Annotated in this window: 16 protein-coding genes; 14 read left to right on the forward strand and 2 right to left on the reverse strand. The window is 64.8% G+C overall.

Annotation, left to right across the window (positions count from 1 at the left end; translation table 11 throughout):
• Positions 1 to 700: 700 nt before the first annotated feature.
• The 9 genes from K8M09_RS20415 (at position 701) to K8M09_RS20455 (ending at position 12,251) form a co-directional block, all read left to right on the forward strand.
• Positions 701 to 3,619 carry a monovalent cation/H+ antiporter subunit A gene (locus K8M09_RS20415; RefSeq protein ID WP_160785724.1) on the forward strand — a complete coding sequence of 973 codons (2,919 nt, stop codon included), beginning with the start codon at positions 701 to 703 and terminating at the stop codon, positions 3,617 to 3,619.
• Positions 3,619 to 3,957: a Na+/H+ antiporter subunit C gene (locus K8M09_RS20420; RefSeq protein WP_160785723.1), complete on the forward strand. Its 339-nt coding sequence runs from the start codon at positions 3,619 to 3,621 to the stop codon at positions 3,955 to 3,957. The genes K8M09_RS20415 and K8M09_RS20420 overlap by 1 nt, the downstream gene beginning before the upstream one ends.
• Entirely contained in the window at positions 3,954 to 5,585 is a 1,632-nt protein-coding gene (locus K8M09_RS20425; protein WP_160785722.1) for a monovalent cation/H+ antiporter subunit D, read from the forward strand. Before K8M09_RS20420 ends, K8M09_RS20425 begins: the two co-directional genes overlap by 4 nt.
• 1 nt (position 5,586) lies before the next feature.
• Positions 5,587 to 6,063 carry a Na+/H+ antiporter subunit E gene (locus K8M09_RS20430; RefSeq protein ID WP_160785721.1) on the forward strand — a complete coding sequence of 159 codons (477 nt, stop codon included), beginning with the start codon at positions 5,587 to 5,589 and terminating at the stop codon, positions 6,061 to 6,063.
• Positions 6,060 to 6,341, forward strand: coding sequence for a K+/H+ antiporter subunit F (locus K8M09_RS20435; protein ID WP_160785720.1), 282 nt, complete (start codon positions 6,060 to 6,062; stop codon positions 6,339 to 6,341). Before K8M09_RS20430 ends, K8M09_RS20435 begins: the two co-directional genes overlap by 4 nt.
• A gap of 2 nt (positions 6,342 to 6,343) precedes the next feature.
• Positions 6,344 to 6,736, forward strand: coding sequence for a monovalent cation/H(+) antiporter subunit G (gene mnhG, locus K8M09_RS20440; RefSeq protein WP_160785911.1), 393 nt, complete (start codon positions 6,344 to 6,346; stop codon positions 6,734 to 6,736).
• A gap of 191 nt (positions 6,737 to 6,927) precedes the next feature.
• Positions 6,928 to 9,639, forward strand: coding sequence for a DNA translocase FtsK (locus tag K8M09_RS20445; protein WP_160785719.1), 2,712 nt, complete (start codon positions 6,928 to 6,930; stop codon positions 9,637 to 9,639).
• Between the two features lie 253 nt (positions 9,640 to 9,892).
• Positions 9,893 to 10,936, forward strand: a complete 1,044-nt coding sequence (gene fba / locus K8M09_RS20450; RefSeq protein WP_160785718.1) for a class II fructose-bisphosphate aldolase — start codon at positions 9,893 to 9,895, stop codon at positions 10,934 to 10,936.
• Positions 10,937 to 11,102: 166 nt separating this feature from the next.
• Positions 11,103 to 12,251, forward strand: coding sequence for an alpha-hydroxy acid oxidase (locus K8M09_RS20455; RefSeq protein ID WP_160785717.1), 1,149 nt, complete (start codon positions 11,103 to 11,105; stop codon positions 12,249 to 12,251).
• A gap of 16 nt (positions 12,252 to 12,267) precedes the next feature.
• Here K8M09_RS20455 and K8M09_RS20460 read toward each other — a convergent pair whose 3' ends face one another.
• Together K8M09_RS20460 and K8M09_RS20465 are read right to left on the reverse strand one after the other, a co-directional pair.
• A complete protein-coding gene (locus tag K8M09_RS20460) occupies positions 12,268 to 12,678 on the reverse strand; it encodes a DUF3307 domain-containing protein (RefSeq protein ID WP_160785716.1) in 411 nt (136 codons plus the stop codon).
• Between the two features lie 28 nt (positions 12,679 to 12,706).
• Positions 12,707 to 13,948, reverse strand: a complete 1,242-nt coding sequence (locus K8M09_RS20465) for an AGE family epimerase/isomerase (RefSeq protein WP_160785715.1) — start codon at positions 13,946 to 13,948, stop codon at positions 12,707 to 12,709.
• A gap of 361 nt (positions 13,949 to 14,309) precedes the next feature.
• On the opposite strand from K8M09_RS20465, the gene K8M09_RS20470 reads away from it, so the two are divergent.
• The 5 genes from K8M09_RS20470 to K8M09_RS20490 all read left to right on the forward strand — a co-directional run bounded on the left by K8M09_RS20470 (position 14,310) and on the right by K8M09_RS20490 (position 19,163).
• Complete coding sequence (locus K8M09_RS20470) at positions 14,310 to 14,468, forward strand: hypothetical protein (protein ID WP_160785714.1); 159 nt, start codon at positions 14,310 to 14,312, stop codon at positions 14,466 to 14,468.
• Positions 14,469 to 14,666: 198 nt separating this feature from the next.
• Positions 14,667 to 15,662: an ABC transporter substrate-binding protein gene (locus K8M09_RS20475; protein ID WP_229342469.1), complete on the forward strand. Its 996-nt coding sequence runs from the start codon at positions 14,667 to 14,669 to the stop codon at positions 15,660 to 15,662.
• Positions 15,663 to 15,708: 46 nt separating this feature from the next.
• Positions 15,709 to 16,521 (forward strand): ABC transporter ATP-binding protein, encoded by an 813-nt coding sequence (locus K8M09_RS20480; protein ID WP_229342471.1) that lies wholly within the window; start codon positions 15,709 to 15,711, stop codon positions 16,519 to 16,521.
• Positions 16,518 to 17,327, forward strand: a complete 810-nt coding sequence (locus tag K8M09_RS20485) for an ABC transporter permease (RefSeq protein WP_160785712.1) — start codon at positions 16,518 to 16,520, stop codon at positions 17,325 to 17,327. The genes K8M09_RS20480 and K8M09_RS20485 overlap by 4 nt, the downstream gene beginning before the upstream one ends.
• A 108-nt stretch (positions 17,328 to 17,435) precedes the next feature.
• Positions 17,436 to 19,163, forward strand: a complete 1,728-nt coding sequence (locus tag K8M09_RS20490) for an amidohydrolase family protein (RefSeq protein ID WP_160785711.1) — start codon at positions 17,436 to 17,438, stop codon at positions 19,161 to 19,163.
• The last annotated feature ends 3 nt before the right edge of the window (positions 19,164 to 19,166 follow it).

Raw genomic sequence — 19,166 nt, forward strand, 5'->3', positions numbered from 1 at the left:
TTCGCCTGTCTAGGATGCGCCCAATGCGGCAGGGCATCAAGCGAAACGGGGCGATAGCCGCCGCGGTATTTTGGCCGCCACGAGGGAAAAATCATCCCTTCGCGCGTGCAAACCGATGGGATTTTGGAAAAGTTTCATGCTGGCGGGTGGACAGTGCCGATCCCGCCAACGTATTGTCCGGATGAAGGAATCTCCAGCATGGACGGCGATATCGAAAGGCAGGGCGTTTGGCGGCATCAAGGCAACAGGATCGACCTTTTCATCGGGCTTTCCGCCTTCTCTGCACCGCGCTGACCTGTCTTTTGCTGTTGATATCCGTGCTCACGGCCCCGGTTGCCGCGAGCGCAGGGGCCAGGGCGTTGCGCCACGGCATGCAGAGGACCGCGGGATATCCATCGGGCACGGCCGATGCCGAATGCGGCAAACGTGTCGCCGCCGCAAAAGCGATGCAGTCCTGGGTGGGTCTTGCCTGCCGGTCGGTGCGAGCCGGTTCCCGTTCCGGAAGCGTTTCCGCCGCCACGGCCTTGGTTCCGCCTTTGCGGCCGGGCAAGGGGACGCCCGAAACGCGTGGGGCGCGTGCGCCTCCCTTGAATTTCGCCTGACGGCCGGTTCGATCGCTTGCGGTCGCCACGGCCTTCCCGACGCTGCCGGCGCGCCGGCATAGGAGAAGCTCTGAGGTTCGAAAGCGATCGATCAAACGATGACGGGTGAACTGATTCTGGTCCTGCTGGTCTGCCTTCCCTTCGCGGGAAGCCTTGCCGCGACCGTCCTTCTGCGCACGGATTCCCGCGTTCTGGCGGCGCGCATGGCTGGCGGGGTGGCCTTCGCCTGCCTCGTGCTGACGGCCATGCTCTATCCCGCCGTGCGCGGCGGCGGCCGGGTGCGGCTCGATCTGGAATGGCTGCCGCAGCTCGGCCTCGACGTCACCCTGCGCATGGACGGTTTCGCCTGGCTTTTCGCCATGCTGGTCACCGGCATCGGCTGCCTCGTCGTGCTCTATGCGCGCTACTACATGTCGGAAGAGGATCCGGTCCCGCGCTTCTTCTCCTTTCTTCTCGCCTTCATGGGCTCGATGCTCGGCATCGTGCTGTCGGGCAACATCATCCTGCTCTCGGTGTTCTGGGAGCTGACGAGCATCTTCTCGTTCCTGCTGATCAGCTATTGGCACAACAATGCCGCCGCGCGTGACGGCGCGCGCATGGCGCTGACGATCACCGGCATCGGCGGCTTCTGCCTGCTCGCCGGCCTGCTGGTGCTCGGCCATATCGTCGGCAGCTACGATCTCGACGTGGTGCTGGCGGCGGGAGACAAGATCAAGGCGCATCCCCTCTATCTCACGGCGCTCGTGCTGATCCTCATCGGCGCGCTGACGAAGAGCGCGCAGGTGCCCTTCCATTTCTGGCTGCCGAACGCCATGGCCGCGCCGACCCCGGTTTCGGCCTATCTGCACTCCGCGACGATGGTGAAAGCCGGCGTCTTCCTGCTCGTGCGCTTCTGGCCGGCGCTGTCGGGCACCTATGAATGGTTCATGCTGGTCGGCATCGCCGGCATCAGTACGCTGCTGCTCGGCGCTTACTTCGCCATGTTCCAGCAGGACCTGAAGGGCCTGCTCGCCTATTCGACGATCAGCCATCTCGGCCTCATCACCACGCTGCTCAGCCTCGGCAGCCCGGTCGCGGCGGTGGCGGCGATCTTCCACATGATGAACCACGCCACCTTCAAGGCCTCGCTCTTCATGGCGGCCGGCATCATCGACCACGAGACCGGCACGCGCGACATGCGGCGATTGAGCGGGCTCTTCAAATACCTGCCGATCACCGGAACGCTCGCCATGGTCGCAAGCGCGGCCATGGCCGGCGTGCCGCTGCTCAACGGCTTCATTTCCAAGGAAATGTTCTTCGCCGAGGCGGTGGAAACGCATGCCGATTCCGTGCTCGACCGCATCCTGCCCTATGTGGCGACGCTCGCCGGCGCTTTCTCGGTCGCCTATTCGATCCGCTTCATTCACATGGTCTTCTTCGGCCCGCCGCCGACCGACCTGCCGAAGCCCAAGCCGCACGAGCCGCCGCACTGGATGCGCTTCCCCATCGAGTTCCTCGTGCTGGCCTGCCTCGTCGTCGGCGTCATCCCGAGCCTGTCCATCGGCCCCTTCCTGCATTCGGCCGTCCTGTCGGTCCTCGGCGAGCGCACGCCGGAATACAGCCTCGCCGTCTGGCACGGCATCAACACGCCGCTGATCATGAGCATGATCGCGCTTCTCGGCGGCGCGGCGCTCTATTTCGTGATGAAGGACTACCTCGCCAAATGCGACGACGGCCCGCCGCTCTTCCGCCAGCTCACCGGGCAGCGCATCTTCGAGCGTGTCCTGGTGACCGTGTCGTGGAAATGGGCGCGCTGGCTGGAGAGCAATCTCGGCACCCGCAGCCTGCAGCCGCAGCTGCGTCTTGTCGCCGCCGCCGGTCTGTTGGTCGGTGTGGTTCCGCTCTATATCGCCGGCTTCTCGCCCAAGGCGCCGGTTCTGGGGGAGGTCGATCCGATCTTCGCCGTCATCTGGGGCATCGGCGCCTTCTGCGCGCTGGGCGCGGCCTATCAGGCGAAATATCACCGGCTCGCCGCGCTCGTCCTGCTGGGCGGCGCGGGTATCACGACCTGCATCACCTTCGTCTGGCTTTCCGCGCCGGACCTTGCGATCACGCAGCTTGTCGTGGAGATCGTCACGACCGTTCTCCTGCTGCTCGGCCTGCGCTGGCTGCCGAAGCGCTCGGAGAAGGTCGACAATGCCGTGACGCTTGCCGCGCGCAGCCGCCGCTTCCGCGACTTCCTGCTCGCGGTCTCCTGCGGCTTCGGCATGTTCCTGTTCTCCTACGCGATCATGAAACAGCCGGTGCCGGACGCCATCGCCAGCTATTTCCTCGAAAAGGCCTATACGGAAGGCGGCGGGCGCAACGTGGTCAACGTCATCCTCGTCGATTTTCGCGGCTTCGACACGATGGGCGAGATCGCGGTGCTTGCGATCGTCGCGCTGACGGTCTTCGCGCTGCTGCGCCGTTTCCGTCCCGCGCCCGACAGCATCGAGAAGCCGGAGCAGCAGCGCATCCAGAATGCCTATGACGACGAGCGTCCCGAGCGTTCGGCCGGCGATACGGTGCGCGATTACCTTCTGGTGCCCTCCGTCATCATGCAGTGGATGTTCCCGGTCGTCATCACCTTCTCGATCTATCTCCTGCTGCGCGGCCATGATCTTCCGGGCGGCGGCTTTGCCGGCGGCGTCACCATGGCCATCGCCTTCCTGCTGCAATATCTGGCGGGCGGCGTGCGTTGGGCGGAGGACCGTATCCGCATCCTGCCGTTGCGCTGGATGGGCTTCGGCCTGCTGATGGCCGCGGCCACCGGCATGGGCGCATGGTTCCTCGGCTATCCGTTCCTGACCACCTATTCGCAATATGTCGCGCTGCCCTTCATCGGCAAGGTGCCGGCCGCGACGGCGCTGTTCTTCGATATCGGCGTCTTCGCGCTCGTCGTCGGGGCGACCGTGCTCATCCTCATCGCGCTTGCGCACCAGTCCGTTCGCATGCACCGGGTCCGTAGTCCCGAGGCCGGCAAGGCGGAGGAAACCTGATGGAATTCGTCCTTTCCCTCGGTATCGGCATCATGACCGGCTCCGGCGTCTGGCTCATCCTGCGCCCGCGCACCTATCAGGTCATCATCGGCCTTTCGCTGCTGTCCTATGCGGTCAATCTCTTCATCTTCGGCGTCGGCGGCGTGAAATCCAACGCCGCGCCGCTGCTGGAGGAAGGCGTGCCGGTCTCCACCATGACCGATCCGGTGCCGCATGCGCTGGTGCTGACCGCCATCGTCATCGGCTTTGCGACGACCGCGCTCTTCCTCGTGGTCCTGCTCGCCGCGCGCGGCCTTACCGGCACGGACCATGTCGACGGCAGGGAGCAGCCGAAATGAGCGGCTGGCAGCACCACCTCATCATCGCGCCGATCCTGATCCCGCTTGCCGCGGGCGCGCTGCTCCTATTCTTCGACGAGCGAGAGCGCGTGCTGAAGGCGATGATCAGCGTCGTCTCGTGCCTCGCGCTTGCCGCCGTCGCCTTCAACCTCTTCCGGCTGGCGGCGACAGACGGTTTCGACGGCGTCTATCTGCTGGGCAACTGGCCCGCGCCCTTCGGCATCGTGCTGGTCGTGGACCGGCTCTCGGCGCTGATGCTCGTCCTCGCCTCGATCCTCGCGATCCCGACGCTCGTCTACGCGCTCGCCCGCTGGCATACGGCGGGCGCGCATTTCCATTCGCTGTTCCAGTTCCTGCTGATGGGCCTTAACGGCGCATTCCTGACGGGCGACCTCTTCAACCTCTTCGTCTTCTTCGAGGTGATGCTGGCTGCCTCCTACGGCCTGCTGATGCACGGTTCCGGCTCCATGCGCGTCAAGGCGGGCCTGCACTATATCGCGGTGAACCTTGCCGCCGCGCTCTGCTTCCTGATCGGCGTCAGCGCCATCTACGGCTCGGCCGGCACGCTCAACATGGCGGACCTTGCGCTGCGCATCGGCGAAATCGAGGGCGAGCGGCGCATGCTGCTGGAGGCGGGCGCGGGCATCCTCGGCGTCGTCTTCCTCATCAAGGCCGGCATGTGGCCGCTGAATTTCTGGCTACCGGGGGCCTACAGCGCCGCCACGGCCCCGGTCGCCGGCATCTTCGCCATCATGAGCAAGGTCGGCATCTACGTCATCCTGCGCCTGTCGCTGCTGGTCTTCGGGCAGGGCGCATCCGCTGGCCTCGGCCTCAATGTGCTGCTCTACGGCGGTATGGCGACCATCGCCTTCGGCACCATCGGCGTGCTCGCCTCGCAGGCGCTGGGACGGCTCGCAAGCTATTCCGTGCTCGTCTCCTCGGGCACGCTGCTCGCCGTCCTCGGCCTCAACAACGGCGTGGTGACGGCCGGCGCGCTCTTCTACATGGTCAGCTCCACGCTCACCATCGCCGCCTTCTTCCTGCTCATCGAACTCGTCGAGCGCGGGCAGGATGCGGGCGCCTCGGTTCTCGCGGTGACGATGGAGGCCTATGGCGATGCGGACGAGGAAGAGGAAGAAGTCGAGGTCGGCGTCACCATGCCGGGGACGATTGCCGTGCTCGGCATCTGCTTTGCCGCCTGCGGAATCCTGCTCTCCGGCCTGCCGCCGCTTTCCGGCTTCGTCGCCAAATTCGCGATGCTCACCGGCATGATCGGCACCAATGTCGCCGGCGAGGGGCCGATCCCGGCTTCCGTCTGGTGGATCGTCGGCCTGCTCATCCTGTCCGGCCTTGCCGCGCTCATCTCGATGACCCGCGCCGGCATCCGCACGTTCTGGGCCTCGATGGAGGGCACCGTGCCGCGCGTGCTGGTCATGGAAATGGCCCCGGTCATGCTGCTGATCGCGCTGACGCTGGCGCTGACCATCCAGGCCGGCCCCGCCATGCGCTACATGGAGGCGACGGTGCAGACCCTGCAGCAGCCGGCCGCCTATATCGACGCGGTGATCAATGCGCGCCGCGCGGGCGTTGCCGAGGCCGGCGGGCCGGGTGGCGGGGGAGGGATCTGACATGCTGCCTTATCCGCTGCTCAGCGCCTCGCTCGTCCTCATGTGGCTCGCCCTCAACGGCTTCACGCTCGGCCACCTCATCCTCGGCTGCATCGTCTCGGTCTTCGCCTCCTGGGGGGTGGCCGCGCTCAGGCCGGCAAAGCCGCGCCTGCGGAAGTGGTATCTGCTGCCAAGGCTCGTCGGCATCGTGCTGTACGATATCGTGCGCTCGAACATCGCCGTCGCCTCGATCCTCGTCAGGGGCCGCAAGGCAAGCTTCAAGTCCGGCTTCATGACCGTCCCGCTCGACCTTCAGGACCCGACGGCGCTCGCGGTGCTGTCCGTCATCGTCACGAGCACGCCCGGCACGGCCTGGCTCGAATACAACTCGCTGAGCAGGACGGTGCTGATCCACGTGCTCGACCTTGTCGAGGAAGAGGAATGGCGCCGCCTGATCAAGGGGCGCTACGAGGCGCTGCTGATGGAGATTTTCGAATGAGCCACACGATCCTCGTCTGGTCCATCACCTTTTCTCAAGCCTGCCTCGTGCTCGCCATGGTGCTTGCGGCCCTGCGCATGTCGCGCGGCCCGCGCGCGCAGGATCGCGTTCTGGCGCTCGATACGCTCTATGCCTGCTCCATGCTGCTGATGATGGTGTTCGGCATCCGCACCGGCAAGGACCTCTATTTCGAGGCCTCGCTGGTCATCGGCATGCTCGGCTTCGTGGCGACGGTGGCGCTTGCGAAATTCCTGATGCGCGGGGAGGTGATCGAATGAGCATGATGGACCATGCGCGCGACTTGCCGGCCTGGGCCGCCATCGCCGTTTCCGTCTTCCTCGTCATCGGCTCGCTGCTCACGCTCATCGGCGCGGTCGGCTTCGCCCGCCTGCCGACCTTCTACGAGCGCATCCATGCCCCGACACTCGGCACGAGCTGGGGAACGGGCGGCATCGTCATGGCCTCCATGATCTTCTTCACAGTGCTCGGCACGCGGCCCGTCGTGCATGAAATCCTCGTTGGTATCTTCGTGACCGTCACCACGCCCGTGACGCTGATGCTGCTCGCCCGCGCCGCGCTCCACCGGGACCGGGCCGAGGGCAATCCGCAGGTGCCGGCGGAAGCGCCCGTCGAGCCGCCGGCGGACGAGGGGCAGCCCGCCCCGGGGGAATGATCCCCCGCACGATTCTTCCGAAATTTTTTCGGGCTGTCCGACACGCTCGCAATCCGCCCTCAAGGCGGATCCGGCGTGGCCGGAAACGGGATTTGTCGAAGGATTCTGGTCCGCTCCAAAGACATTGTTAACCTTCATTTCCTAACCATCTACGCATCCCTATCGGCAATGATCGTCGAGATTTCAGGTTCATGCGTATTTCCAGAACAAACTTCTATCCCGTCCTCGAAGCCGAAGGAGAGAATGACGAGCAGGTCTCGTATTCCTCCCATGAAAACAGCGGCTTGATCGAGCAGGCTCCGCCCGCGGAGGCCTGGTATGCCGAAGGTCAGCCCATCGCCAACGACGACGAGGACTATCGTCCCCGTTTCCGTTCGCCCGCCCTGCGCAGCTACGATCCCGGCCAATATGCCGACGGTAGCTGGGAGAGCCATTTCTACATGGCCCCGAACGTCCGCTTCACGCGCACGCCCGACAAGGTCGCCGCGCGGATCGAGGAAGCGGCCGCCGAGGAGCTGGCGCGCGTCGAGCCTGCCGCCGAGCAGCCGGCCATGCTGCCCCCCGTCCAGATGCAGCCGGCGCCCCAGCCGCAACCGATGCAGCCCTCCCATGCCGAGCTGTTGCAGCGCCTGCGCGAAGCGCTCGACGACCGCCGCCGCCGCTTCGAGGAGCAGCAGGCGTCGGTTGCGACGAAGCCGGTCGATCCGGTGCCGCAATTCGTCCAGGCCGTCGTGGCCGCCGCGACGAACAGTGTGCCCGCCGATGCCGATGTCGTCTTCAAGCCCGCGCCGGCATTCCTTGCCATGCCGAGGCCTGTTCCCGCCACACCCGTTGCCCCCGTCGCGCCGCCTGCCGTGAAGGCGGATGTGCGCGAGGCGATCAGCCGCTTCGCCCACCTCTCGGACCACGCCTTCTTCGAGACGCTGGCGCCGGAAGAGGATGTCGCCGACGCGCCGGTTCGGCAGACGGTCACCGTGGTGCGGATGCCGCTTCCGGTCCCGATGCCCGTTGCCGTCGCTGTGCCCGTTCCCGCGCCCGAAAAGCGCGAGGAGCTGTCCTCCATCGCCTCGCTCTTCCGGGTCGTCGAGTGCCGCCCGGCCGTTATGCGCCCGGTGCCCGTCGCAACCGTGGCAACGCTTCCAGACGTGAAGCCGGAGCCCGTTGCCGCCGTCGCGGTCCCGGTCGTCGAAACGGTTGCCGAAGTCATTCCGGCCGTCGAGGAAATCAAGCCGGCCCCCGTCGTCGTTACCCCGGCGGCCATCGCCGAGCCTATCCGCGAGACGCCCTCGTCGGTGCTGTCGCGCGCCCGGCCGTTCCAGGTCACGCTGGCGACGCCCACCGGCGACACCTACGAATACCCGCCGCGCGATCTGCTGCAGGAGCCGCCGCGCACCGTCGGTTTCGTGCTGACGCAGGAACAGCTCGAACAGAATGCCGGCCTTCTCGAAAGCGTGCTGGAAGACTTCGGCGTTCGCGGCGAGATCATCCACGTTCGCCCCGGCCCCGTCGTCACGCTCTATGAATTCGAGCCGGCCCCGGGCGTGAAATCCTCCCGCGTCATCGGCCTTGCCGACGATATCGCCCGCTCCATGTCGGCACTCTCGGCGCGTGTCGCCGTCGTGCCCGGCCGCAACGTCATCGGCATCGAACTGCCGAACGCCACCCGCGAGACCGTCTATTTCCGCGAGATGATCGACTCGCCGGACTTCGCCAAGACCGGCTTCAAGCTGCCGATCTGCCTCGGCAAGACCATCGGCGGCGAACCCGTCATCGCCGAACTTGCGAAGATGCCGCATCTGCTCGTCGCCGGCACCACCGGCTCGGGCAAGTCCGTCGCCATCAACACGATGATCCTGTCGCTGCTCTATCGGTTCCGCCCGGAAGAGTGCCGCCTGATCATGGTCGATCCGAAGATGCTGGAACTGTCGATCTATGACGGCATCCCGCACCTCCTGACCCCCGTCGTCACCGATCCCAAGAAGGCCGTCATGGCGCTGAAATGGGCGGTGCGCGAGATGGAGGACCGCTATCGCAAGATGTCGCGCCTCGGCGTGCGCAATATCGACGGTTACAACAACCGCGTCGCCATAGCCCGCGACAAGGGCGAAACCATCTCGATCAGCGTCCAGACCGGCTTCGACAAGGGAACCGGCGAGGCGATCAACGAGGAGCAGGAACTCTCGCTCGAGCCGATGCCCTATATCGTCGTCATCGTCGACGAGATGGCCGACCTGATGATGGTCGCCGGCAAGGAGATCGAAGGCGCGATCCAGCGTCTCGCCCAGATGGCCCGCGCCGCCGGCATCCACCTGATCATGGCCACACAGCGTCCCTCGGTCGACGTCATCACCGGCACGATCAAGGCGAACTTCCCGACGCGCATCTCCTTCCAGGTGACGTCGAAGATCGACAGCCGCACCATCCTCGGCGAGCAGGGCGCGGAACAGCTTCTCGGCCAGGGCGACATGCTGCACATGGCTGGCGGCGGGCGCATCTCGCGCGTCCATGGCCCGTTCGTTTCCGACGAGGAAGTCGAAAAGGTCGTGCTGCACCTGAAGGCGCAGGGCCGTCCGGAATATCTGGAGACGGTGACGGCGGACGAAGAGGAAGAAGAAGACGAGAAGCCGGCTGCCGGCGGCGCTGTCTTCGACAAGGGCGACATTGCGGCCGAGGACGGCGACGACCTCTACGAGAAGGCCGTCAAGGTCGTCATGCGCGACCGCAAGTGCTCGACCTCCTATATCCAGCGCCGGCTTGCCGTCGGCTACAACCGCGCCGCGTCCCTCGTCGAGCGCATGGAGAAGGAAGGCCTCGTCGGCCCGGCCAACCATGTCGGCAAGCGCGAGATCGTCACCGGTGAGCGGGGCAGCTTCCAGCAGCCGGAAGCCGACGACGCGGAATAACACTTGATCCCGGCCGTTGATGGTTCCGCGGCCGGGGCGCTCAATAGTCCTATTTATCTGAATTGGAATGGATTTTCGTCATCCGGCCCGCACCCGCGGGTCGGATTTCTGCCGTTTGCGCAAGAAATTTATTTTCGCCGCTTCATTTAATCGATTTGGCCTTTGATGGGGTCTGTGAGGCCTGTTGCATATGGCGGACGTTGGGTGAATAGTGCCGCCAACCCGAAGAAATCTGCATCCAAGGAGGACAGGAATGGCATTGATCACCATGCGGCAATTGCTCGATCACGCAGCGGAGAACGACTACGCACTGCCCGCATTCAACGTCAACAACCTGGAATATATCCAGGCGGTCATGCGCGCGGCGGATGCGACGGACTCCCCGGTGATCCTGCAGGCGAGCCGCGGTGCGCGCTCCTATGCCGGCGATGCCTTCCTGCGTCACCTCATCCTCGGCGCGGCCGAGGAATATCCGCATATCCCGATCTGCCTGCATCTCGACCACGGCGACCAGCCCTCCACCTGCATCTCGGCCATCACCAACGGCTTCACCTCCGTCATGATGGACGGCTCGCTGCTTGCCGACGGCAAGACCGTCGCCAGCTACGAGTACAATGTCGATGTGACCGCTGAAGTCGTGAAGATCGCCCATGCGGCCGGCGTTTCGGTCGAGGGCGAGCTTGGATGTCTCGGCAACCTGGAAACGGGCGCGGGCGACAAGGAAGACGGCCACGGCTTCGAGGGCAGGCTTTCCCGCGAGGAACTGCTGACCGATCCGGATCAGGCGCTCGACTTCGTTTCCAAGACGGGCGTCGACGCGCTCGCCGTCGCCATCGGCACCAGCCACGGCGCCTACAAGTTTACCCGTGCGCCGGACGGCGACATCCTGTCGATCGACACAATCGCCAGGATCAACAAGAAGCTGCCGAACACGCATCTCGTCATGCACGGCTCGTCCTCGGTTCCGCAGGACCTGCAGGACCTCTTCACCGCCTATGGCGGCGAGATGAAGCAGACCTGGGGCGTGCCGGTCGCCGAAATCCAGAAGGCGATCCCGCTCGGCGTGCGCAAGGTCAATATCGACACGGACCTGCGCCTGGCCATGACCGGCACGATCCGCAAGAACTTCAAGGAAAAGCCGGACAATTTCGACCCGCGCAACTACCTGAAGCCGGCGACCGCCCGCATGATGGAAGTCTGCAAGGAGCGCTTCGAAGCCTTCCGCACCGCCGGCAAAGCCTCCAGCATCCGCGTCAAGCGCCTGCCCGACATGGCGAAGTTCTACGTCACCAAGTAAGCCGCCTGCGGCCCGTCTTGCGACCCTCCCGGTTCCGGCCGGGAGGGTTTTGTTTTTTGCACCGCAAGCCAGCACGAATCCGTTGCGGCCCGACGAGCCTGCCCGTAAAAGATTGCGACCCATACGGAAGCGGAACGCCGCGATGCGCGGCCGGTGCGAGGACGACATGAGCGTAGAACAGGCCCTGACGATCGCTGACCTCAAGGAACAGGCACGCCGCCGTGTGCCGAAAATGTTCTTCGAATATGCCGATTCCGGCGCCTGGACCGAAGGCACCTACCGCGCCAACGAGGAAGACTTCCACAAGATCAAGCTGCGCCAGCGCGTGCTCGTCGACATGAGCAACCGGTCGCTGGAAAGCGAGATGATCGGCGAGAAGGTCTCCATGCCCGTGGCGCTCGCGCCGACCGGCTTTACCGGCATGCAGCATGCGGACGGCGAGATGCTCGCGGCGCAGGCCGCCGAGGCGTTCGGCGTGCCCTTCACGCTCTCCACCATGAGCATCTGCTCCATCGAGGATGTGCGCTCCGTCACCACGAAGCCTTTCTGGTTCCAGCTCTACGTGATGCAGGACAAGGATTTCGTCCACAACCTCATCGACCGCGCCAAGGCCGCCGGCTGCTCGGCCCTTGTGCTGACGCTCGACCTGCAGATCCTCGGCCAGCGCCACAAGGATCTGCGCAACGGCCTTTCCGCCCCGCCGCGCTTCACGCCGAAACATCTCTGGCAGATGGCGACGCGGCCCTTCTGGTGCCTCGACATGCTCGGCACCAAGCGCCGCACCTTCGGCAACATCGTCGGCCATGCCAAGGGCGTGGCGGACCTCTCGTCGCTTTCCTCCTGGACCTCCGAGCAGTTCGACCCGCAGCTTTCGTGGAAGGACATCGAGTGGATCCGCGACCGCTGGGGCGGCAAGCTCATCCTCAAGGGCATCCTTGACGAAGAGGATGCGCGCATGTCACTCGGCAGCGGGGCGGACGCCATCATCGTTTCCAACCACGGCGGCCGCCAGCTCGACGGCGCGGCCTCCTCGATCAGCATGCTGCCGCGCATCGTCGATGCGGTGGGCGACAGGATGGAAGTTCATCTCGACGGCGGTATCCGCTCGGGGCAGGACGTGCTGAAGGCGATCTGCTACGGCGCCAAGGGCACCTATATCGGCCGCCCCTTCCTCTACGGCCTCGGTGCGGGCGGCAAGGCCGGCGTGCGCCGTGCGCTGGAGATCATCCGCAAGGAACTCGACATCACCATGGCGCTTTGCGGCGAACGCGACCTGAAGAACCTGTCGCGCGACAACCTGTATAAAGACGTCTAGGCAGGGATGGGGCGCTTCACGCCGCCGGCGTTCCGGCGGCGGCCAGCAGGATCGCCAGCGCGAGATGGGTCAGGTGGTGCAGGCTCTGGTCTGCGCCGAAGAGCCACCAGAAACCGGCCTGCCGGGGCGTTACCTGCGCGCGCCGCGTGGCAAGGCTTTTCAGCCGGTCGATAAGGCCATGCACGAGGGCGTCGGCAAGGCCGAGCCAGGCGAGCGGCGGCGAGATCGCAAGAAAGAGCGCGGCGGTCATCGCGCCATGCACGCCGGCATGGGCGGCAAGCGGCAGCAGCCAACCTTGCGGCCGTTCCTTGCCCGCCGCCATCCAGTCCGTCTGGAAGAGAAAATCGGCAAGGAAATGCTTGGCGAGGAACGCCGCCGAGGCGGCGGCGATCCACAGGGTCGAAATCTGGTCCGGTATGTCGATCATTGCGCTCCCGTACCGATAGGCGGGGCGGTCAGTTGCCGCCCGCCTCGATGATGCCCTTCGTCAGGCTGCCCGTCGCCGGATAGAGCGGGATCAGGCAGGCCTGCAGCGCATGATAGATGTCGCCCTTGCCGGCGAACAGGGTGTAGCTCGGCGCAAGGTCTTCCGTCAGTTCCTCATGCCAGCCGCCGCGATCCTGATCGAGGAAGTGGCGGGCGATGGTATCCCAGATGGTGCGATACCAGGTCTCGTGGAAATCGCCCGGCAGGTGCTCGCAGAGGAACGCGGCCGCGCCGGCTCCTTCGGCCATCGGCCACCAGAACTTGTAGCGCTTGGCCGGCGCGTCGTTCCAGTCGAGCGTATAGAAGAAGCCGCCCTTCTCCTTGTCCCAGCCGAGTGCGACGGACTGGGCGAAGAGCGCCTTGGCGGCCTCCGGCATCCAGGCATGTTTCCGGCCGCCGAGCGCGTAGAGCTGGAGGATGAGGCGCGCCCATTCCAGCCAGTGGCCGGGGGTGGTGCCGGCGGGGCGGAACATCTCGTGGCCGCTATAGTCCTTGTCCAGAACCCAGTTCTCGTCGAAATGCTCGGGCACGCGGAAACCGTTTTCGCCCGCGCGGCGGCGGATGATGAGGTCGGCGATGCTTTCGGCCTTGTCGAGATAGCTTTTCTCGCCCGTCGCCTCGAAGGCGGCCATCAGAGCCTCGGTGAGATGCATGTTGGAGTTCTGGCCGCGATAGCCGGGGACCGGGGTCCAGTCCGCCTCGAATTCCTCCGCGATGGCGCCGTGCTCGCGCTCCCAGAAGCGTTCTTCCAGAACCTGCGTGACGTCGGCGATCATGCGGTCGGCGTCCGGGTGCCCGGCGACCTTGGCGCTGGATGCGGCAAGCAGCACGAAGGCATGGCCGTAGCCCTGCTTGCTGGCGTCCAGCAAGCCGGAATTGTCGAGCGACCAATGGTAGCCGCCGCGTTCATGGTCGCGGTGCTTCTCCCAGAGATACTTCATGCCGTGGTCGACGATCGCGTCCGAGCCGGGGCGGCCGAGCAGGCTGCCCATGGAAAAGCAATGCACCATGCGCGCGGTGGAATGGATGCCGCGCACCGGATTGCCGGGATTGATCGGCCGGCCCTCGACATCGAGTTCATGGAAGCCGCCGAGCGGATTGAAGGCCCGGTTCTGGAAGAAGTCGAACAGGCGGTTCGCTTCCCGCCAGAGCCATTGACGGTGGTAGTCGCGCTTGCGCCAGGCCGTGCCGAGCTGTCCCGTTTCGCCCATGATGCGTTCTCCTTCTTCTCGGTCCGCACAGTCTTTTCCGGTGCCGGGGCCTGCCTGAACGCGGGTAGGGAGCGCCGTGGCGTGGGGATCACGCACGGCCGCAACGTTCGCAATGACGGCTGGCCTCGACTGATGGGGAGGGATTTATGGCCTAGAAAGAAGAGCATCGCAACCCGCGGCCCGGATGGGTCCGGCAGGCCGGCCGGCGGCTGGAACGCGAATTTACGATTGCGGCGAAAATGAGAAAAAATAGCCTACCAATCTTATAGGGATACTATATGAATATACGAAGACAGCGGGCGGAGATGATACTCCGCCCCCGGGCAGTCCCTTCAGGACGCCCGAGCAAGGGAAGATGGCGATGAGCAATGCGAATCTCGACGGCCGTTCCGCAGCAGGCGCCTTCGGCGCCCTGAACACGCGCCGGGCGCGCCGCGCCGAGCGTCAGATTCTCGTCAACAACGTCGCCGTCGCCGGTGCCTTCCTCTTCGTCAGCGCCGTCGTCTTCGGCCTCGTCTGATACGTCCATCCGTCTTTATCGCCATAGATAAACCGTGCCGGCTGCCCGAAAGGGTGGCCTTGTGCGTCGTCGTCTGCGTGCTCGAAAAGCGCGCGCTCCGTGCATTTAATAATGCTTTTCGGAAACATCTTCTTCGCTTTTGATACCCGTGGGAAGCAGGCTCTGGGAGGTGCCGGCTACCGTTTTGGGAGGAACAAGATGAAGAATACGATGGATAAGGCGCGCCTGCTGCTTGGCGCGTCGGCAGCTCTTCTGTGCTCGGTGGCGATGGCGTCGGCTGAAGATCTCCAGAAGGTCACCTTCATGACGAGCTGGTATGCGCAGGCCGAGCACGGCGGCTTCTACCAGGCCAAGGCGCAGGGCCTTTACGAGAAGGCGGGCCTCGACGTCACCATCAAGATGGGCGGTCCGCAGATCAACGGCATGCAGCTCCTGCTCGCCGGCGAAACTGATTTCTACAACGGCTTCGACTTCCAGGTCCTCAGCGGCGTCGAGCAGAAGCTGCCGGTCAAGGCGGTCGCCGCCATGTTCCAGCACGACGTCAACGGCATGCTGACCCACAAGGACGTGTCGAGCCTCGAGGGCCTGAAGGACAAGACCCTGATGATCGCGACGACCGCCCGGGCCTCCTGGTGGCCGTGGCTGAAGTCGAAGTACGATCTCCAGGATTCGCAGGTCAAGCCGTACACCTTCAACGTCCAGCCGTTCCTCGTCGATCCGCAGGCCGCCCAGCAGGCCTTCCCCAGCTCCGAGCCGTTCACGCTCGAGCAGCAGGGCGTGCCCTACAACTTCTTCCTCTTCGCCGACGAAGGCTATCCGCCCTACGGCATCACGCTCGTCACCCGCACGGATGTCATCGACGGCAAGCCGGACGTGGTGGAGAAGTTCGTGAAGGCCTCCATCGAGGGCTGGAAGAGCTACCTCGCCGATCCTTCGGCCGGCAACGCGCTGATCAAGGAAGCCAATCCCAAGATGACCGACGCGCAGCTCGCCTTCGCGCTGAAGCGCATGAAGGAACTTGGCCTTGTCGCCGGCGGCGACGCGGCGACGGACGGCATCGGCATCATGAAGGAAGAGCGCTGGAAGGCGAGCTACGACTACATGGTCTCCGCCGGCCTGCTGAAAGCCGAGACGAACTGGAAGGACGCCTTCACGACCGACTACGTGAAGGACCTGAAGATCAAGCCGGACTGAGGCGCGGATGGCTCCCCTGGCACTTTCAAGGAAGGTCGAGAACGACATGGCGCTTGCCCAAGAGACACCCGTCATCGATGTCCGCGCGGCGGAGAAGACGTTCCCCAACGGTTTCAGGGGGCTTGAACCCGTCGACCTGCGCGTCGAGCCGGGCGAGTTCCTGACGCTGATCGGTCCTTCGGGCTGCGGCAAGAGCACGCTTCTCGGCATGATGACGAACCTCTTGAAGCCCTCTGCCGGCGAAATGCGCTGGTGGGGCGGCTCGTTCGACCAGACGGGGACGGCGGGAAAATCGCTGTCCATCGTCTTCCAGGATGCGACGCTCATGCCCTGGGCGACGATCCAGGCGAATGTGCGCCTGCCGCTCGATCTCGCGAAGACCCCTCGCAAGGAGGCGGACGAGCGGGTGCGGCAGGCGCTGGAGAAGGTGGGGCTGGCCGGGTTCGAGGACCGGCTGCCCCGCCAGCTCTCCGGCGGCATGCGCATGCGCGTGTCCATCGCGCGCTCGCTGGTGACGGAACCGAACCTCCTCCTGATGGACGAGCCCTTCGGCGCGCTGGATGAGTTCACCCGCAACAAGCTGGATTCCGACCTTCTCGACCTCTGGCGCGAGAAGGGCCTTTCCATCGTCTTCGTCACCCACTCGATCTATGAGGCGGTGTTCCTGTCGACGCGCGTCGTCGTCATGGCGGCCCGGCCGGGACGCATCTCGAAGGTCATCGACATCGACGCCCCCTGGCCGCGCGACGAGGCCTTCAGGGGCAGCCCGCGCTTTGCCGCGCTCTGCGCGGAGCTGTCGAAAGAACTGCGCGAAGCGTCGGAGAAGTCCGGCACCATGGCGCAAGGAGCAAAACCATGAAGACCGCGAGTGCAAACTTCGACAGCACGCTCCGCATCGCCGGGCCGATTGCCGTCGGCGTCATCCTTCTCATCCTCTGGCAGGTGCTCTGCACCGTCAACGAAGTGCCGATCTACCTCTTCCCGAAGCCGACCGACATCTGGACGAGCTTCACGGCGAACCTGCCCTCGCTCCTGCGGGCGCTGTCCGTCACGCTGATGGTGACGCTGCAGGCCTTCGTCGTCGCGGTGATCGTCGGCACGGCCATCGCCTTCGTGTTCAACCAGAGCCGTCTCATCGAGGCGTGCCTGTTTCCCTATGCGATCATCCTGCAGGTCACGCCCATCGTCGCCATCTCGCCGCTCATCATCATTCTGGTGAAGGACACGCGGCTGGCGCTGACGGTCTGCGCGGCCATCGTGGCCCTGTTCCCGATCATCTCGAACACCACGCTCGGGCTGCGCAGCGTCGATCCGGGGCTGGTCAACCTCTTCCGCGCCAACAAGGCCTCGCGGCTGCAGACGCTGATGCGCCTGCGGATCCCGAGCGCCTTGCCCTACTTCTTCGCGGGCCTGCGAATTTCGAGCGGCCTTGCGCTGATCGGGGCGGTCGTCGCGGAATTCGTGGCTGGCACGGGCGGCATGGGATCGGGCCTTGCCTATGAGATCCTCCAGGCCGGCTTCCAGCTCGACATCCCGCTGATGTTCGCCGCGCTCGGCCTCATCACCCTCGTCGGCATCGCGCTCTTCGTCGTCATGTCGGCCCTGTCGAACTGGGCGATCGGGTCCTGGCACGAGAGCCACGCGGAAGAGCGCGGGCACGGCTAGCCCGCAGCAACAAGACGACCAATCGACCAGAGACGGTTCCCCTATGCTCCGCACGGGCATGGGCCGGGATCCCTCGCGCCAACCATCACGGAATGCAGGAACATTCAGATGAGCTACATGGAAACGGTACACTACGACAAGGTTCGTGCGATCTACGCGATCCTGCAGGGGGAGCGAGAGGCGGATCTTCTTTTGAGGAACCTGAACATCCTGGATGTGCACGGCGAGACGGTCTACCAGGGCTCGATCCTCGTCTACGACAAGCGCATCGTCGCGCTGAACCCGGACGAGAGCGTGGTGAAGGTCAAGGAGGTCTTCGACGGCAAGGGGCTCTATGCCATCCCCGGCCTGATCGACGCCCATATCCATTTCGAATCCCAGCTCGCCCATCCGACGGCGCTTGCCGAGGCGATGGTGCCCTGCGGCACCACGACTATCTATTCCGAATGCCTCGACCTTCTGAGCGCGGCCGGTGAGGAAGGCGTGGAAGCGGCGGAGAACCTCTTCCGCGACTACGACAAGCTGCCCTACCGCCTCTACGCCTTCGCCCCCGGCAAGAAGGTCTCGGCGGCGGTGACCAACCGGGTGCTCGACATGGAGCCGGTGATCGGGCTGGGCGAGTTCGAACACTTCACCTATTCGTCGGGCAATGACGACGACTTCCGCAAGGCCGCCTGGGTGCGCGCGCGCGGCGGCTTCATGAACGGCCACTGGGGCGTGACCGCGCTCTCCGACATGGTGCTGAACTACCTGCCGGCCATCGGCTGCTCGAACAACCACGACGTCTGGAACGAGAAGGACATCGAGAAGAGCATCCGCTACGGCTTCCCGACCCATATCAAGTTCGGTGTCGGCAGCGCCGAGGTGATCAAGGTGCTGCTGCGCGCCATCGTCGACCGCAAGTGGCCGACGGACAATTTCATGCTGTGCACGGACAACATCTCCATCGAGCGCCTGCTGACGCAGGGGCATATGGACTGGATCATCTCGCTGTGCGCGGAGATGGGCATCAACCCGATCCATGCGATCAAGATGGCGACGCTGAACACGGCGCGGTCGTTCCATATGGAGGACAAGCTGGGTTCGCTGACGCCGGGCCGCTTCGCCGATATCGTGCTGACGGACAGCCTGTCGAAGATCAACCCGCTCTATGTGTTCAAGGACGGGGAACTGGTGGCGAAGGATCGCAAGATCCTGAAGAACGCCGAGATCGACTACTCGGGCATGTGCAAGAAGGGCGTGCCGGGGCTCGCCGACCTCACCCCCGACCAGCTCGACATCGTGCCGCTGGAAGTGTCGGAAGACGGCAAGTCGGCGAAGGTCTATCTGTTCGACGTCTATGGCCGTGGGCATGCGAAGTTCTACCAGGAGGTCTGGGTTCCGTTGAAGGACGGCCGGATCGTTCCTGAGGTGGACGGTGTGAAGTACAGCCGGCTTTCGGTGGTGCAGCGCTATGCGGATGGCAAGCGGCATATCGTCAACGGCCTGTTCAAGGGCGTGTCGATCGACCGGGGTGCGGTTGCGACCTTCTGGCCTGCGCCGAAGCCCTATTTCGTGATCGTGGGTGAGGACAGCGCGGAGATGTGCCACTGCGTCAAGCAGGTGGACAGCCATGCGGGCGCCTGCATCGTGACGGACGGCGGGGTGGAGAAGGCGGTTATGCCGCTGGAGATCTACGGCGTCATGGCGAACATGACGGTGAAGGAGCTGACGGCGGCGGCCAGTTCCATCGATGCGGCGCTGGAGGACCTCGGCAACCGCAACGAGGGCGAACCCGTCGTCAACAAGCTCCTCTCCCTCTTCATCTCCCTCCACAGGTTCAGGCTCATGCACTGAGCG

This window comes from Shinella zoogloeoides (genome assembly GCF_020883495.1).
GTDB classification, from domain to species: domain Bacteria; phylum Pseudomonadota; class Alphaproteobacteria; order Rhizobiales; family Rhizobiaceae; genus Shinella; species Shinella zoogloeoides.

What these genes read in the sequence shown, in the direction of transcription:
- K8M09_RS20415 (WP_160785724.1), top strand. Translation starts at nt 701, where the DNA reads ATGACGGGTGAACTGATTCTGGTCCTGCTGGTCTGCCTTCCCTTCGCG.
- K8M09_RS20420 (WP_160785723.1), top strand. Translation starts at nt 3,619, where the DNA reads ATGGAATTCGTCCTTTCCCTCGGTATCGGCATCATGACCGGCTCCGGC.
- K8M09_RS20425 (WP_160785722.1), top strand. Translation starts at nt 3,954, where the DNA reads ATGAGCGGCTGGCAGCACCACCTCATCATCGCGCCGATCCTGATCCCG.
- K8M09_RS20430 (WP_160785721.1), top strand. Translation starts at nt 5,587, where the DNA reads ATGCTGCCTTATCCGCTGCTCAGCGCCTCGCTCGTCCTCATGTGGCTC.
- K8M09_RS20435 (WP_160785720.1), top strand. Translation starts at nt 6,060, where the DNA reads ATGAGCCACACGATCCTCGTCTGGTCCATCACCTTTTCTCAAGCCTGC.
- mnhG (WP_160785911.1), top strand. Translation starts at nt 6,344, where the DNA reads ATGATGGACCATGCGCGCGACTTGCCGGCCTGGGCCGCCATCGCCGTT.
- K8M09_RS20445 (WP_160785719.1), top strand. Translation starts at nt 6,928, where the DNA reads ATGCGTATTTCCAGAACAAACTTCTATCCCGTCCTCGAAGCCGAAGGA.
- fba (WP_160785718.1), top strand. Translation starts at nt 9,893, where the DNA reads ATGGCATTGATCACCATGCGGCAATTGCTCGATCACGCAGCGGAGAAC.
- K8M09_RS20455 (WP_160785717.1), top strand. Translation starts at nt 11,103, where the DNA reads ATGAGCGTAGAACAGGCCCTGACGATCGCTGACCTCAAGGAACAGGCA.
- K8M09_RS20460 (WP_160785716.1), bottom strand. Translation starts at nt 12,678, where the DNA reads ATGATCGACATACCGGACCAGATTTCGACCCTGTGGATCGCCGCCGCC.
- K8M09_RS20465 (WP_160785715.1), bottom strand. Translation starts at nt 13,948, where the DNA reads ATGGGCGAAACGGGACAGCTCGGCACGGCCTGGCGCAAGCGCGACTAC.
- K8M09_RS20470 (WP_160785714.1), top strand. Translation starts at nt 14,310, where the DNA reads ATGAGCAATGCGAATCTCGACGGCCGTTCCGCAGCAGGCGCCTTCGGC.
- K8M09_RS20475 (WP_229342469.1), top strand. Translation starts at nt 14,667, where the DNA reads ATGAAGAATACGATGGATAAGGCGCGCCTGCTGCTTGGCGCGTCGGCA.
- K8M09_RS20480 (WP_229342471.1), top strand. Translation starts at nt 15,709, where the DNA reads ATGGCGCTTGCCCAAGAGACACCCGTCATCGATGTCCGCGCGGCGGAG.
- K8M09_RS20485 (WP_160785712.1), top strand. Translation starts at nt 16,518, where the DNA reads ATGAAGACCGCGAGTGCAAACTTCGACAGCACGCTCCGCATCGCCGGG.
- K8M09_RS20490 (WP_160785711.1), top strand. Translation starts at nt 17,436, where the DNA reads ATGAGCTACATGGAAACGGTACACTACGACAAGGTTCGTGCGATCTAC.